The 15,017-nt window shown below is 71.3% G+C and carries 12 protein-coding genes; 9 read left to right on the forward strand and 3 right to left on the reverse strand.

All coding sequences use genetic code 11. From position 1 onward, the window contains the following. The first annotated feature begins 3 nt into the window (after positions 1-3). The 7 genes from I6A60_RS18450 to I6A60_RS18480 are packed head-to-tail and all read left to right on the forward strand — an operon-like array spanning position 4 to position 9,362. On the forward strand, positions 4-561 hold the full coding sequence (locus I6A60_RS18450) for an FHA domain-containing protein (RefSeq protein WP_203019577.1): 558 nt from the start codon (positions 4-6) through the stop codon (positions 559-561). Further along, complete coding sequence (locus I6A60_RS18455; RefSeq protein WP_203019575.1) at positions 558-1,916, forward strand: PP2C family serine/threonine-protein phosphatase; 1,359 nt, start codon at positions 558-560, stop codon at positions 1,914-1,916. The genes I6A60_RS18450 and I6A60_RS18455 overlap by 4 nt, the downstream gene beginning before the upstream one ends. Beyond that, a complete protein-coding gene (locus tag I6A60_RS18460; protein WP_203019573.1) occupies positions 1,913-3,400 on the forward strand; it encodes an FtsW/RodA/SpoVE family cell cycle protein in 1,488 nt (495 codons plus the stop codon). The genes I6A60_RS18455 and I6A60_RS18460 overlap by 4 nt, the downstream gene beginning before the upstream one ends. Further along, entirely contained in the window at positions 3,397-4,860 is a 1,464-nt protein-coding gene (locus I6A60_RS18465) for a penicillin-binding protein 2 (RefSeq protein ID WP_203019571.1), read from the forward strand. Before I6A60_RS18460 ends, I6A60_RS18465 begins: the two co-directional genes overlap by 4 nt. Then, complete coding sequence (locus tag I6A60_RS18470; RefSeq protein ID WP_203019569.1) at positions 4,857-6,665, forward strand: serine/threonine-protein kinase; 1,809 nt, start codon at positions 4,857-4,859, stop codon at positions 6,663-6,665. The genes I6A60_RS18465 and I6A60_RS18470 overlap by 4 nt, the downstream gene beginning before the upstream one ends. Next, complete coding sequence (pknB, locus tag I6A60_RS18475; RefSeq protein ID WP_203019561.1) at positions 6,658-8,688, forward strand: Stk1 family PASTA domain-containing Ser/Thr kinase; 2,031 nt, start codon at positions 6,658-6,660, stop codon at positions 8,686-8,688. The genes I6A60_RS18470 and pknB overlap by 8 nt, the downstream gene beginning before the upstream one ends. A 23-nt stretch (positions 8,689-8,711) precedes the next feature. After that, positions 8,712-9,362, forward strand: a complete 651-nt coding sequence (locus tag I6A60_RS18480) for an aminodeoxychorismate/anthranilate synthase component II (protein ID WP_203019614.1) — start codon at positions 8,712-8,714, stop codon at positions 9,360-9,362. 40 nt (positions 9,363-9,402) lie between these two features. Here I6A60_RS18480 and I6A60_RS18485 read toward each other — a convergent pair whose 3' ends face one another. After that, positions 9,403-10,233, reverse strand: coding sequence for a DUF881 domain-containing protein (locus I6A60_RS18485; protein ID WP_307873747.1), 831 nt, complete (start codon positions 10,231-10,233; stop codon positions 9,403-9,405). Between the two features lie 168 nt (positions 10,234-10,401). Here I6A60_RS18485 and I6A60_RS18490 point away from each other — a divergent pair, with 168 nt between their 5' ends. Beyond that, a complete protein-coding gene (locus tag I6A60_RS18490) occupies positions 10,402-10,665 on the forward strand; it encodes a cell division protein CrgA (protein ID WP_013421291.1) in 264 nt (87 codons plus the stop codon). Positions 10,666-10,798: 133 nt separating this feature from the next. Here I6A60_RS18490 and I6A60_RS18495 read toward each other — a convergent pair whose 3' ends face one another. Together I6A60_RS18495 and I6A60_RS18500 are read right to left on the reverse strand one after the other, a co-directional pair. Further along, positions 10,799-11,170, reverse strand: coding sequence for a hypothetical protein (locus I6A60_RS18495; protein ID WP_013421290.1), 372 nt, complete (start codon positions 11,168-11,170; stop codon positions 10,799-10,801). Positions 11,171-11,229: 59 nt separating this feature from the next. Further along, the gene (locus tag I6A60_RS18500; protein WP_203019559.1) at positions 11,230-13,134 is read right to left on the reverse strand and encodes a glycoside hydrolase family 15 protein; all 1,905 of its coding nucleotides are present in this window, start codon (positions 13,132-13,134) and stop codon (positions 11,230-11,232) included. A gap of 852 nt (positions 13,135-13,986) precedes the next feature. Here I6A60_RS18500 and I6A60_RS18505 point away from each other — a divergent pair. Then, on the forward strand, positions 13,987-14,931 hold the full coding sequence (locus I6A60_RS18505) for an SAM-dependent methyltransferase (protein ID WP_307873748.1): 945 nt from the start codon (positions 13,987-13,989) through the stop codon (positions 14,929-14,931). Positions 14,932-15,017 lie beyond the last annotated feature (86 nt).

The raw sequence follows: 15,017 nt of genomic DNA on the forward strand, positions 1-15,017 counted from the left end.
CTGATGGACCCATCCCAGCCGAACGAGCTCGTCCTGTTGCTGGTGAAAATCGGCTACCTGACGTTGCTCTGGACGTTCGTGCTGTTGGTCGTCCGCGCGATCCGCGCGGATCTGCTCGAACCCGCCCGGCGACGGGTGCAGCGGCGGGGCACTCCGGTCCGCGCGGGCGGCGGCGGGGAGGCCGCGGCGCGGCCGCGCGGTCATCAGCAGCCGGCTCAACCACCGGCGGGCCTACCGGCACCGGCACCACCGAACGCACCCAATGCATACCCGCCAAGCAAGGTCGTGGTCACAAAGGGTCCGCTAGCGGGCACTGTCATCCCACTAACCGGCGAACCGATCACCATCGGACGGGCTCCGGACTCGACGTTGGTTCTTGACGATGACTTCGCGTCCGGCCGGCATGCGAGACTCGTCCCTCACGACGGGCGCTGGTTCGTCGAAGATCTCAACTCGACCAACGGAACCTTTCTCGAACACACGAAAGTGACCACGCCCATGCCGGTATCCCTCGGCGCGCCGGTCAGGATCGGCAAGACGGTCCTGGAGCTCCGCCGGTGAGCCTGCGGCTTCACTATGCGATCCGCTCGGACGTTGGCCACGTCCGAGAAGGAAACGAGGACTCGGCATACGCCGGTCCCTACCTGCTAGCCGTCGCCGACGGTATGGGTGGTCACGCGGCGGGTGAGGTGGCAAGCTCGACGGTCATCGCCGCGCTGGCCGACCTGGACACCGAGATCGAGGCCGACGAACTGGTGGAGGCGCTCGTCTCCGCCATGCACGACGCCAACGCGAACCTGCGGGCGATGTCCGCCCGCGACGGTTCACTCGACGGGATGGGCACCACTGTCACCGCCATACTGGCCTCGGGTGACCAGTTCGGAGTGCTGCACGTCGGCGACTCCCGCTGCTACCTGCTGCGTGACGAGGTCCTGAGCCAGATCACGCACGATCACACCCTGGTGCAGGACCTGGTCGACCAGGGACGGATCACCCCGGAGCAGGCCAACTCGCATCCTCAGCGCTCGCTGCTGATGCGGGCCCTCGACGGCCGTGAGGTCGACCCGGACCTGTCGCTTCGCCAGGCCAGGGTCGGCGACCGCTACCTGCTGTGCAGCGACGGCCTGTCCGGCGTCGTCAGCGGGGAGACGATCCTCGAGGCGCTGCTGGGAACGAGCCCGCAGGACGCCGTCGACCGGCTGATCGAGCTGGCGCTCAAGGGCGGCGGCCCGGACAACATCACGGTCGTCGTCGCGGACATCGTCGACGACGAGGATGCGGCGGAGGCCGCCATGGTGGCCGGTGCAGCCGCCGAGAAGGACAGCGTTCCTGGCGCCACGCCGGCCCGGGTCGGCCCCAACCCGCGCAATCCGGACAGCGACTCGGCCGCCGCCCGAGCCGCCCGGATCGGCCGGGCGTCCCGGGGTGGGCTGTCGCCCGAGGACTTCGCCGACGGCGCGACCCCTGGCCGGGGCCGCCGCCGGGTCGTCTTCGTCAGCGCGACGGTCGCGGTGCTGATCGTCGTCACCGCGATCGCCAGCTGGGCGTGGGTGCGCAGCCAGTACTACGTCGGCGTGCACGACAACAAGGTCGCGATCTTCCAGGGGGTGCAGAGCCTCGACGCGCTGTCGAGCGTGCATGCGACCTTCGGGCCGATCTCCGAGGTGGCCGAGCCGGACCAGAGCGCGGTCCGGTCCGGTCTGCACGCGGATGACCTCGCCGACGCGCAGAAGAAAGTGAGGAACCTGCGGACCGTCCCGGCCAGTGGGTCCACCTCGAAGCCGACCACGACTCCGACGGCGACCCCGACCAACGGAAGCACGCTGCCCGGCACGGCGGCCTCGATCGCCGCCTGTGCGACCTCAGACCCGGCGGCAGCCCTCAACTGCGTGAGCCTGACGTCCCCGTCCCCATGACCCTGCCGCCGCTGCGCCGGCCACGCCCCGCGGACCTCACGGCCACCTTCGCCGGATTCCCACTACCACCAGGGCTCGAGATCCCGCCGTACCGTCGGCGCGAGCTCGGTCTGCTGGTGTTCGCGGGAATTCTGGCGACCGGTGCGCTGGCCGCGCTGATGCTGGCGCACAACGGCACGCTGACCTTCCAGGTCGCCACCTATGGGCTTGGGTTCTTCGCGCTGTGGGGCCTGGGGCACCTGGCCGTCCGCTGGTTCGCCCCGGCGGCCGATCCGATGCTGCTGCCGCTGGTCGCGGCACTCAACGGCATCGGCCTCGTGATGATCTACCGGATCGACCTGGCCAGGGCGGACGCGCAGCGCGCCGCACACAAGACGGTCACCGCCGGTGCCGCCCAGACCCAGCTGGTCTGGACCCTTCTCGCGATCATCGTGTTCGTGCTGGTCCTCGCGATCGTCCGCGACCACACGACGCTCACCCGCTACACCTACACGGCGGGCCTCGCCGGCATCCTGTTCCTCATCCTGCCGGCGGTCCCCGGGATCGGCGCGTCCATCAACGGAGCCCGGCTGTGGCTGCGGGTCGGGCCGTTCTCGTTCCAGCCGAGCGAGGTCTCGAAGATCCTGCTCATGATCTTCTTCGCGGGCTACCTCAGCCGGATGCGCGACGTCATCTCCGTCGCCTCGCCGACGTTCCTGGGCCTGAAGCTGCCACGCCCACGGGACCTGGGGCCCGTGCTGGTCGCCTGGGCGGCGAGCCTCGGCGTCCTCGTCATCGAGAACGACCTGGGCTCGTCGCTGCTGCTGTTCGCGATCTTCCTGGTGATCCTCTACACGGCCACCGAGCAGGTCTCCTGGGTCGCGATCGGCCTGGTGCTGTTCTGCGCTGGCGCGCTGCTCGCGGACCATCTGTTCTCGCACGTCCAGGTCCGGGTCGACGGCTGGCTGCACGCGTTCAACGGCTCCAACCCGAGTGGCAAGTCCTACCAGCTCGTCCAGGGCCTGTACGGCTTCGCCGCCGGTGGGATCACCGGGACGGGCCTGGGCCAGGGCAACCCGCGCAAGGTGCCGTTCTCGAACACCGACTTCATCATGGCCAGCCTCGGCGAGGAGCTCGGCCTGACCGGCGTCATGGCGATCCTGGTCATGTACGCGCTGATCGTGATGCGTGGGCTGCGGGCCGCCATCGGCGCCCGTGACCCGTTCGGCAAGCTGCTGGCGACCGGCCTGTCGGCGTCGCTGGCCTTCCAGGTCTTCGTGCAGGTCGGCGGCGTGATGCGGCTGATTCCGCTGACCGGCATCACCTTGCCGTTCGTCTCCTACGGTGGCTCCTCGATCGTCGCCAACGCGGCGATCATCGCGCTGCTGTTGCGGATCAGCGACAGCACGATCCGCAGCCCGCGGGAGGAGGCCGTGCAGGCGCCGCTCTACGACCCGGACGCGGTGGCCGGGGCGCGGACGCAGGTCGTGGTGAAGAGCTCGTGAACCGGCCGATCCGGAAGGTCACGGTCGTGTGCGCCGTCCTGTTCGCGGCGCTGCTGGTCAACGCGAACTGGGTGCAGGTCGGCGACCAACACTCGCTGAAGCAGGAACCGACGAACACCAGGGAGATCGCGGCCCGGCTGGACCGGCAGCGCGGCGGTCTGCTCGCCGGCCCGGCGGACGACCGGGTGACGATGGCCTCCTCGACGCCGGTCGACGACGAGTTCAAGTACCTGCGCCAGTACTCGGACGGCCGGCTGTACGAGCCGATCACCGGCTATTTCACGCTGTACAGCGCCACCGGGCTGGAGCACACCGAGAACCTGTTCCTCAACGGCGACGACGACCGGCTGCTGGCCAGCAGGGTCAGCGCGCTGCTGTCCGGCTCGGGCCGCAAGGGCGGCTACGTGCTGACCACGATCGACCCGAAGATCCAGCAGGCCGCCTCGGCCGCGCTCAACGGGCGCAAGGGCGCCGTCGTCGCGATGGACCCGCGCACCGGCGCGATCCTCGCGATGGTGACCGCGCCGACGTACGACCCGAACGACCTGGCCGGCCACAACCCGGACCAGGTGCAGAAGAACTACGACGCGCTGAACGCGGACACCAACCAGCCACTGCTGAACCGGGCCACGCAGCAGACCTATCCGCCCGGCTCCACCTTCAAGCTGATCACCGCCGCCGCCGCGCTGTCCACCGGGCAGTACGACATCAACTCGGTACTCCCGGCGCCGGACCGGCTCAAGCTCCCGCAGTCCAACACCGAGCTGCCGAACTTCGGTGGTGAACGCTGTGGCAACGGGCAGACCGACACGATGATCCATGCGCTGACGATCTCCTGCAACACCGCTTTCGCCTCGCTCGGCATGCAGGTCGGCGGGGACAAGCTGCGCGCGCAGGCGCAGGCGTTCGGGTTCAACACGACGATCGACGGCTTCGAGCTTCCCGAGGCGAAGAGCGTCTTCCCCTCGTCGCTCGACCAGGCGCAGACCGCGCAGTCGGCGATCGGCCAGTTCGACGACCGGGTCACCCCGCTGCAGATGGCACAGGTGGTGTCGGCCATCGCCAACCACGGGCGGATGATGAAGCCGTACCTCGTCGACGAGCTCGAAGGACCGGACCTCAAGCAGATCTCCAAGACCCAGCCGAAGGAGCTTGGACAGCCCATCTCGTCCTCGGTAGCCGATGAGCTGACGACCATGATGAAATCCGTCGTCACGTCCGGCACCGGTACCAAGGCACGGATCAGCGGCGTGTCGGTGGCAGGCAAGACAGGCACCGCCGAACATGGGACGAACGAGCCGCCGCACGCCTGGTTCGTCGGGTTCGCCCCAGCCGAAAACCCAAGCATCGCCGTCGCGGTCGTGGTCGAGGACGGCGGCGGAGAGTCCGGGACCGGCGGTTCCGTCGCGGCCCCGATCGCGCAGAAGGTCATGCAGATCGCATTGGACATTCAAGGATGAACAACCCGTCCGGGCAGCCAGCCCAGCCGTTCGCCGGTGCTGTTCCGGCGAACACCGTTCTCGACAACCGATACCGCCTCGACGGCCGGATAGCCACCGGCGGCATGGGCGAGGTCTGGCGCGGCGTCGACCAGACGCTGGGCCGACCGGTCGCCGTCAAGCTGCTGCGCCCGGAGTACGCCAGCGACGAGTCGTTCCTGGTGCGCTTTCGCGGCGAGGCTCGGCACGCCGCGCGTCTCTCGCACCCGGGCATCGCCTCGGTCTATGACTACGGCGAGGTCGCCACCGTCGACGATCACCCGACCGCCTACCTGGTGATGGAGCTCGTCGAGGGCGAGCCGCTGTCGGCCGTCCTGCACCGGGAGAAGCGGCTGTCGCCGGAACGGATGCTCGACGTCCTCGGCCAGGCGGCGGACGCGCTGCAGGCCGCGCACGCCCTGAACATCGTGCACCGGGACATCAAGCCGGGCAACCTGCTGATCCGTCACGACGGCGTCGTCAAGGTCACCGACTTCGGCATCGCGCGGGCGGTCGACGCCGCTCCGCTGACCGCCACCGGGATCATGATGGGCACGGCCTACTACGTGTCACCGGAGCAGGCCTCGGGCCGCCCTGTCACCCCGGCGAGCGACGTCTACTCGCTCGGCGTCGTCGCCTACGAGTGCCTGGCCGGCCGCCGGCCCTTCGACGACCGCAACCCCATCGTCGTCGTCATGGCGCACCAGCAGGACAACCCCCCGCCGCTGCCGGGCGACGTGCCCCACCAGGTCCGCCAGCTCGTCGAACAGGCGATGGCGAAGAACCCGAACCGGCGGCCGTCGTCGGCCGGTGGGTTCGCGCGCAGCGCCGCGGCCATCCAGCGCGAGATGTTCTCGCCGGAGCCACGCTGGGCGGCCGGCGCCGGCGGCGCCAGCCCCGACATGACGGCACGCCACCCCGGCCCGGCCGGACCGCCGCCGCGTGGACGCCCCCGAGCGGCGTCCTGGCTCGCCGACGGCCCGGCCGGCGTGGCCGCCGCCGGCGGTACGAGCACGCCCGGCAGCGCCGCCGCGCGTGGCGGCTACCCCGGCAGCGCTGGAGCCTCGGTCGCGCCGGGCGCCAACTATCCCGGTCAGAACCCCGGTGGCCGGGGCGGGCCGGCGACCAGCTACCAGCAGGGCGCGACGGGCTACCCGCCGGTCCAGCCCGGCGGCACCGGGTACCAGTCGCCAGCCGGCCAGACCGGCTACCAGCAGGGCGGCGGCTTCGCCAACCGTGCCGACGGCGCCACCGGCTACCAGCCCGGAGCCACGGGCTACCAGCCCGGAGCCACGGGCTACCAGCAGGGAGCGAACGGCTATCAGCCCGGCGCGACCGGCTATCAGCAGCCGGGCGCCACCGGGTACCAGCCCGAGCAGGCCGGCTACCAGCCTGCGCCCACGGCCTACCAGCCCACGCCGACCTCCTACCAGCCGGCCGCCGGCGGATGGGCCGGCGACGACCAGGGCGACGAGACCAGCCTGGCCGCCGCGCACCTCGCGCCGGCCGGCGAGCTGGACGAGCCGGCCGGCTGGCAGCCGGGCACCCGCGCGGCCCGCCGAGCCGGATCCACCCGCGCGGGAGCGGCCTCGGGACGCAGACGGCGGCTCAGCCTGCCTGTCCTGCTGGTGCTCCTGGCCATCACGGTGGTCGTCTGCGCGCTGATCACCCGGTCTCTCGCCGGTTCGGGTGGTTCGAACCATGCGGCGTCCTCCGTCACACAGGCGGTGACGACCGGTACCCGCGGTGGTGGGATCGTGGTCGTGGAGGCGAACGCGGGTGACTGACGTGACGGACTTGTACGGGACGGAACCACGTCTCGTCGGCGACCGGTACGAGCTGGGCGCCGGCATCGGCTACGGCGGCATGGCCGAGGTGTACCGAGGGCGGGACATCCGGCTGGGCCGCGACGTGGCCATCAAGGTGCTGCGCTCGGACCTCGCCCGCGACCCGAACTTCCTCAAGCGCTTCCAGCGTGAGGCGCAGTCGGCCGCGGGCCTCAACCATCCGGCGATCGTGTCGGTCTACGACACCGGCGAAGACATCATCAACGGCTCCCGCCTGCCGTACATCGTGATGGAGTTCGTCGAGGGCCGCACCCTGCGCGAGGTGCTGCAGCAGGAGGGCCCGTTCCCGGAACGCCGGGCGATGGAGATCACCTCTGACATCTGCGCGGCGCTGGACTACAGCCACCGGCTGGGCATCATCCACCGGGACGTCAAGCCGGCGAACGTGATGCTGTCACCGGACGGCTCGGTCAAGGTGATGGACTTCGGCATCGCCAAGGCCAACAACGCGACCTCGTCGACGATGACCGCCACGCAGGCCGTCATCGGCACCGCCCAGTACCTCTCGCCCGAGCAGGCCCAGGGCAAGAAGGTCGACGCTCGCAGCGACGTCTACTCGACCGGGGTGCTGTTCTACGAGCTGCTGACAGGTGAGCCGCCGTTCCGGGGCGACAACCCGGTGGCCGTCGCCTACCAGCACGTCCGGGAGATCCCCGATCCGCCGTCGCGGCACAACCCGCAGCTGTCGGCTGCCGCGGACGCGGTCACGCTGCACGCGCTGGAGAAGGAGCCGGACGACCGGTACGGGAGCGCCGGCGAGATGCGCGACGACCTGGAGCGGGCCCTCGCGGGCCGCCGGGTGGTCGCCCAGCAGTCCGGCCGCCCGACCGCTGGCGGCGCGGCCGCGGCGACCCAGATCGCCCGTGGCGGCTACCGCGACGACCCCCGAACCGGCGGCTACGACACCTACGACCGCTACGGCGACACCGGCTACCAGGACTCGGGCTACGAGGCCGGGGCCTACCGGCAGAGCGGCGAGACCCGAACCCGTGGCGGCTACGCCCCCGTCGGCGGCTACACCGACCAGTTCGAGCGGTTCCCACCGGACGACAACCGGTACGGCGGTTCCGGCGGCGCGGCCCCGCCGCCCCAGCGTGGCTCGAACGCCTGGAAGTGGGTGCTGGCCGGTCTCGCGGTCGTGCTCACGTTCGTCGTCGTCTCCCTGGTCGCGACGTCGCTGCTGTCCAACAAGGGCGGCGGGTCGGGCGGCGGTGGCTCAAACAGCGAGGCCACGATCCCCAAAGGCCTGAAGGGCCAGACGCAGACCGTCGTCAAGAACCAGCTGACCGATCTCGGTTTCACCCATTTCGCCACTCCGGTGCAGAAGAAGGTCACCGACGGGACCGCCCCGGACACGGTTCTCAACATCGACCCGGCCGAAGGCAGCAAGGTCCCGCTGACGACGACCATCACCCTGACGGTCGCGATCGCGCCGGACCAGATCCAGGTTCCGGGCGACGTCGTCGGCCAGACGGCGTCGGCGGCTAGGGCCGAGCTGGAGCAGCGCGGGTTCCAGGTAGACCAGCAGACCTACAGCGACAGCAACAACCCGCCGAAGCAGAAGCCGGGCCGGGTGGAGAAGACCGATCCCGTAGCCGGTCAGCCGGCCGGTCAGGGCACAACGGTCATCATCTACGTGGTCAGCTCGCAGGTGAACGTCGGCAGCTACATCGGCCAGTCGGTCTCGTCGGCCCAGGCCGCCCTGACGCAGCTGGGGCTGAACAACACGGTCCAGCAGCAGCCGAGCGACCAGGCGCCGGGCACCGTCATCGACCAGAATCCGAAGAACGCGACCGTGAACCGTGGAGACACGATCACCCTGGTCGTGGCCGCGCAGGCCACCAGCAGCCCGACCGGCACGCCGTCGACCGGTGTGACGCCGACGCTGCCCGGCCTGCCGACCTCGGGTACCACCGGCCCCGGCCACGGCGGCGGAACCGCCACCCCCAGCCCCACCGGGTGACGCAGACAGGAGGCGGGAGCGGGATGCGCATCCTGGTCGTCGACAACTACGACTCGTTCGTGTTCAACCTGGTCCAGTACCTGGGCCAACTGGACGCGGAGTGCGTCGTGCGGCGCAACGACGAGGTCGATCCGGAGCGGGTCGGCGACCTCGGGGTCGACGGCGTCCTGCTCTCCCCCGGCCCCGGGACGCCTGAGGCGGCCGGCGTGACCATCCCGATGGTGACCGCGGCGTCGGCCGCGGGGCTGCCGGTCTTCGGGGTGTGCCTCGGCCACCAGGCGATCGGCGTCGCCTTCGGCGCGACCGTCGACCGGGCGCCCGAGCTGCTGCACGGCAAGACGTCGGTCGTGCACCACAACGGCGCGGGGGTGCTCGCCGACCTGCCGAACCCGTTCGTCGCGACGCGGTACCACTCGCTCGCCGTCGAGGCCGCGACGCTGCCGCCGGAGATCGAGATCACCGCCCGGACCGACAGCGGCGTGGTGATGGCGATGCGGCACCGCACGCTGCCGATCGAAGGGGTGCAGTTCCACCCCGAGTCGGTCCTCACCCAGGGCGGGCACCTGATGCTCGCGCGCTGGCTGGACGCCTGTGGCGACGGCGGCGCCAGCCGCGCGCTCGCCCCGGCGCTGTCCGACGAGGTCGAGACCCTGCGCCAGGCCGCGTTCGCCTGACCCGGCGGCCTGTGCCCCTCAGGAGGGCCGACCCGGGCCCTCAACCGGTCAGCGGCGTGGCGAAGACGGCGGTCGGCGGTTCCGTCGCGGCAGGGAAGGACATGTCCGCCTTCGTCGCCACGTGGTAGCCGAGGTCGTAGGCGTCGACGTACTCCCGGTAGAGAACGACACCGGGGTCGGCGTCCAGGGCGGCCGTCAGCCGGGCCGGGTCGCCGATCGCCGCGACCACGAACGGCGGGGAGTAGACGTTCCCCTCCAGCAGCAGCGTGTTCCCGACGCAGCGGACCGCGGTCCGCGCGGTGACCCGCCGGCCCATCAGCGTCATCGCCCGCGCCCCACCGGTCCACAGGGCGTTCACCACGGCCTGGACGTCCTGCTGGTGCACGACCAGGTCGTCGGCGACGGGGGCGCGGACCCCGGACGGCCACGGGCCGGCGCGCCGGTCACGTGGGGTGTCGTCCAGCGACACGACGACTGCGGTGCCGCGCAGGGGAGTGAGGCCGACCTGCGCCAGCAGCGCCGCCTGTCCCGCGCAGTCAGGCGGCGCGTCCGGGCCGTCGGGGCCGGTGCAGCCGGCCGCGAGCGGTACCTGGGACGGCCCAGCCGGTTCCGGCGCCGCCAGCGGGTTGGGTGGCGCGAGGGCGGCCCGCACCTGAGCCAGGCGGTCGCGGGACCGGTCGACGCCGGCCTGGTCGGCCGCCACCACGCCCGCGAGCGCGCGGTGTTCGCCGGCCAGGGCGCTGCCGGCGGGCGGCGGGGCGTCGCCGGCGGACCCCCAGACGAGCACGAGCAGCAGGCCCGCGAGGGCCGCCGCCGCCGGGATGCCGACCCGACGCGCCTGGTCGGTTCGCCGTCCCTGGCCACTGTGCACAGGGAAACCATCGTGTCTAACGGGCGGTCCTGTCGACTCTGGGTCTTCGGTGTGTCTCGCCAGTCCCCCACTTACAGCCGCGCCGATGGGGATCGGGCGCCCACCACGGCGCGGACCCGTAATAGCCTGCACGCAATGTTTGTCTAGCCTCGACGAGGAGACCGTCCCGTGCCCGAATCGCGACGGCGCAAGCCGAAGAAGGCCACTGCGGCCCGCCCCGCCTCGACGGTCACCGCGAAGCGGCGGTCACCGTCGCCCCGGTGGTTCGGCGGGATGATCATGGCGTTCTTCCTGATCGGAATCGCCTACCTGCTGACCTACTACTTCTCCAACGGCGGCGTCCTCGGTATGGAGGCGCTGGGCGGCTGGAACATCCTCATTGGCTTTGGTTTTGTGGTGATTGGCCTGGGCGTGGCGACCCAGTGGCACTGACGGACCCCGGCGACGGTCCGCCTGGAACGCGGGTGGACCGATTCGGCAGGTCAGCTGCCCGGCGTGGCAAGTTGCACGGCTGAGATTTATCCACAACCGTTGTCCACATATGTGGACAGCCCCGACCACTCCCCTACGCTCCCCCAATGACCAGGCCGGTCGCCGCTCGGATGGCGGCGACCGTCTGGTCGGGGTCCTCGACGCCGACGATGAGGCGTTCGAACTCACAGCCGGCCGCGAGCAGCACGACAACGGCCGGCCGGCGCCGGTAGATGGCAACGAAGTCCTTGCCGCCGCGGTGACGCCAGGTGCCCAGGGCGATCACCCCGGGAACACCGGTCCCCGGGGCCCGGATGCCGCGCAGCTCGCCGAACGGGTGCGGCGAGACCTGGACGTCGGCTATCTCGTCCAGCGCCGCCGACACGTCCCCACGCAAGGCCGCAAGACGTTCGGCCTGGCTCAGCACGACCTCGACCCGTCCGCCCCCGACCACCAGCTTCGCCACACCCCAACATTAGGACCTCAGGATCCCGCGGGCGCGCGTTCGGTCGGCTGGACGTTCGGTCAGGTGCTGGGTGAGGGGCGGGCGTAGGCCTCGGCGTCCTCGGCTCGGATCACGTACATCACGGCGGTGATCAGCGCCAGGTGGGTGAAAGCCTGCGGGAAGTTGCCCAGGTGCCGACCGGTCGGCGGGTCGACCTCCTCAGCGAACAGGTCCAGCGGGCTCGCCATCGACAGCAGTCGCTCGCACAGCTGCCGGGCGCGGTGCAGCTCCCCGATCTCGACCAGGGCCGACACCAGCCAGAACGAGCAGATCAGGAAGGCGCCCTCCTCGCCGCCGATGCCGTCGTCCGTCTCCTCGGTCCGGTAGCGCAGCACCAGCCCGTCGACGGTCAGCTCGTCGGCGATCGCCAGCACGGTCGCCTTCACCCGGTCGTCGGACGCGGGCAGGAACCCGAGCAGCGGAAGCAGCAACGCCGACGCGTCCAACGAGGTCGAGCCGTAGTACTGGGTGAACACGCCGCGTTCGTCGACGCCGCGGGCGCAGACGTCGGCGTGGATCTCCTCCGCTACCGTCTTCCAGCGCGTGGCGGTCTTCAGGTCGCCGCGCATCTGCGCGAGCCGGCGGCCCCGGTCGAGCGCCACCCAGCACATCATCTTCGACGTGGTGAAATGCCGCGGCTCGCCGCGCACCTCCCAGATGCCCCGGTCGGCATCGCGCCAATGGGTCGCGGCCGACTCGGCGAGCCGGACCAGCACCGGCCACAGCCGTTCGGACAGATAGTCACGTGATTTCGTGTGCAGGTAGACCGAGTCGAGCACGGTCCCCCACACGTCGTGCTGACGCTGCTTGTAGGCGTCGTTGCCGATCCGTACCGGGGTCGCGCCGTCGTAGCCGGACAGGTGGCCCAGCACCTGTTCCTGGAGGTCCGACTCGCCACCGACCCGGTACATCACCTGGATGTCGTCGGCTTCCTCGCAGACATCGGCGATAAACGAGAAGAAGTCGTTCGCCTCGTAGTCCAGCCCCAGTGTGTAGAGCCCCCAGAGCGCGAAGGTCGAGTCCCGGATCCAGCTGAACCGGTAGTCCCAGTTGCGTTGGCCCTGCGGAGTCTCCGGCAGCGAGGTGGTAGCCGCGGCGAGCAGCGCGCCGGTGGGGGCGTAGGTGAGGCCCTTGAGCGCGAGGGCGCTGCGCTGGAGTTGCCTGCGCCAGGGATGGTCGGGGAACATGCCGCGCGACAGCCACTGCCGCCAGAACTCGGTCGTCGAGTCAACCGCGGCCATCGCCTGCGCGTACGTCGTGGGCAGCATTGGTTCGTGCGCCCGCCAGGTAAGCGCGACAAAAGCCGTGTCGCCCTCCTTGAGAGTGGTCCGCACCAGCGCGCGCCGGCCGTCGAAGCCGAGCCGCAGGTCGGTGCGCAGCCGCAGGGTGACGTCGGTGTCGGCGTTCCGGATGATCCCGGACGCGTAGCCGTCGCCCTCGTACTCCCACGACTCGGGCTTACGGCCGTAGTCGAAGTTCGGCTCACACACCAGGCTGAGATCGACCGTGCCGTGCTCGCAGCGGGCGGTACGCAGCAGCACGTGCTCGGCGTCCCAGTCCATCGGTGTGCGCCGGTGCGTCTTGGAACGGGCGGCGGTGCGGTGCCAGCGGCCGACCACCAGGCAGTCGGTGACGATGAGCCAGCCGTTCGGCGTCTGCCAGGTCGTCTCCACGACGTTGGTTCCTGGGAGGTAACGGCGTCCAGCAGGAATCATGATGCGCTCGGGACCGAACCGAAAGCCGCCGGCGGACCGGTCTAGGATCGAGCCGAACACGCTGGGCGCATCCGGGCGAGGCACGCACATCCATTCGACGTTGCCACTTGGTGCGACCAGGCAGGTGGTCTCGCAGTCCGAGAGGAACGCGTACTCGGCGATCGGCGGGAAAGGGCTGCCACCGAGCCGACGTGTCGGTGAGTGTGCCACCGCTGCCCCCGTTTCGCTGCGCCACCGGGTACCTGGTCAGACGTTGTCCCGAATTGCCCCCGGTACCGGCGAGCGGAGCCCGTACACTCCTCCCACTCATTGTATCGGAAGCAGAAACGGATAGTAATCATCTTGACCGGGGACCGGAGGCATCGACCGAGCGGGCGATTCCGGGCGGCAACCGGAAAAAGGCTCACCTCAGAAATAGGTAAGCACTGATACGGCGGGCTGAAGCACCGATAATCTGATCTCGCCACGCCACACGGTAGGGGGACCGCATGCCTGGCAACAACGGTTGCGCAGACCGCTCGACGAGGTCGGTGCGGGCGAGGTCGGGGGCCCCGCGGCCCCCGCGCGCGGACGACGGCCCGGTGCGCTGACGTACCCAGGCCTTGCGGCGACGCCGCCCGGCGCACCCCAGGCGCGCGCGGCCGACCGCACCCACCGTCGGCAATCGCCGGCCAACAGCCCCGGCGACGTTCGGACTCCCGTGCCCCGAACGCCGTTGGAGCCAATCCCTCCAGCTCCGTCGCTCCAGCGACCGCTCGGTTCTGCCGCGCCCGCGGCACCTACCGGGTGAGAGCGCCGCGTCCCGACGGCTGGACCGGACCCGACCGCGGCGCCCACTGCCTCGCAGAGCGTCTGCGCCGCCGAGCAGAACCGAAAGGCAACGACATGACCTCCACCGGACCGATGCTCGCCAGTAGGCACGGCGGCAGCATGCAGGCTTCCGCGGCGCCCGGAGGGCCGCTACGCACCGCCGGCCGGGCCAGGACCGGCGGCGAAGGGCCGCCGGCCAGCGCCCCGTCCGCCCGGTCAGGTCAGCCGGCCGGACCACACAGACCCGGCGAGGTGGCCAGACACGCGGAGTCCCGCGGCGCCACCAGCCCGTTCAGCATCGCGAACCTCACCTCGGTCGACAGCCAGTTCCGCTCCGACGGCCCGTTCGCCCCGGTCGGGCCGGTGCGCCCGGTCGATCTGGGCGGTCCCGGCGGCGGTCTCGCCCCGATCGGGCCCGGCGCCTTCCGGCCCGCGGGCGACCTGAACGAGCGCCCGTCGCCGGCCGGGGTGTACGACGCGCTGCTCGGCGGCACCGCGCACCGGCGGGTGGACCGCAGGTCCGCCTTGGCCATCCTGCTGGCCTGGCCGGACGCGCCGGCCGCCGCTCGGGCGATGAAGGACTTCCTGGTCAGGGCGGTCAGGTTCGCGGCCCGCAACGGCGTGAACCAGTTCCTCGCGCTGGGCGGCGGGGCCGGGACCGTCGACCCCGTGCACGAGGTCGCCTGCGCCGTCGCCCCGGAGAGCCAGACGGTGTACGTCGAGCCGGATCCGCTGGTGATCGCCCGGTCCCTCCCGGACATCCGGGATCGCCAGGTCGCGTTGGTGCAGGCGGACGTCTCCAGGCCGGCCGAGGTGCTGCGGCATCCGGGCGTGCTCGCCCACCTCGACGTCACCCAGCCGATCGCCGTCGTGATGGTGCCCGGGCTGCCGGAGATCGCCGACCACGAGGAGCCGCGCGAGGTGCTCCGCGGCTACCGGGAGGCCACCGCGCGCGGCAGTCTCCTGCTCTTCAGCCAGCTGTGCGACGAGGGCAGCGCACGCGGGCTGCGGGCGCTGTTCGAACGGGCCGGCCAGCCGGGTGCCCCCCGCCCGCACGAGCAGACCGTCGAGCTGGTCAGCACCTGGGAGCCGATCGAGCCGGGCCTGGTGCCCGCCGAGGAGTGGAACGCGCCGGACGAGCGTGTGCACCCGCACTTCGGCCGGCTCCCGGTCTACGCCTCCGTCGGCTGGCACTGACCCCACCGGCCGGGCCCGGCCCCGCCGTGGGACCGGGCCCGCGGCGGGCGGCCGCCGGGCGCCGCGGGGGGCGGCGCCGCGGGGCG

The sequence above is a fragment of the Frankia sp. AgB1.9 genome (genome assembly GCF_016786355.1).
Lineage (GTDB): Bacteria > Actinomycetota > Actinomycetes > Frankiales > Frankiaceae > Pseudofrankia.

Bases quoted from the DNA above. Each gene is read 5' to 3' on its own strand.
- I6A60_RS18450 (WP_203019577.1), top strand. From the start codon at position 4: ATGGACCCATCCCAGCCGAACGAGCTCGTCCTGTTGCTGGTGAAAATC.
- I6A60_RS18460 (WP_203019573.1), top strand. From the start codon at position 1,913: ATGACCCTGCCGCCGCTGCGCCGGCCACGCCCCGCGGACCTCACGGCC.
- I6A60_RS18470 (WP_203019569.1), top strand. From the start codon at position 4,857: ATGAACAACCCGTCCGGGCAGCCAGCCCAGCCGTTCGCCGGTGCTGTT.
- I6A60_RS18480 (WP_203019614.1), top strand. From the start codon at position 8,712: ATGCGCATCCTGGTCGTCGACAACTACGACTCGTTCGTGTTCAACCTG.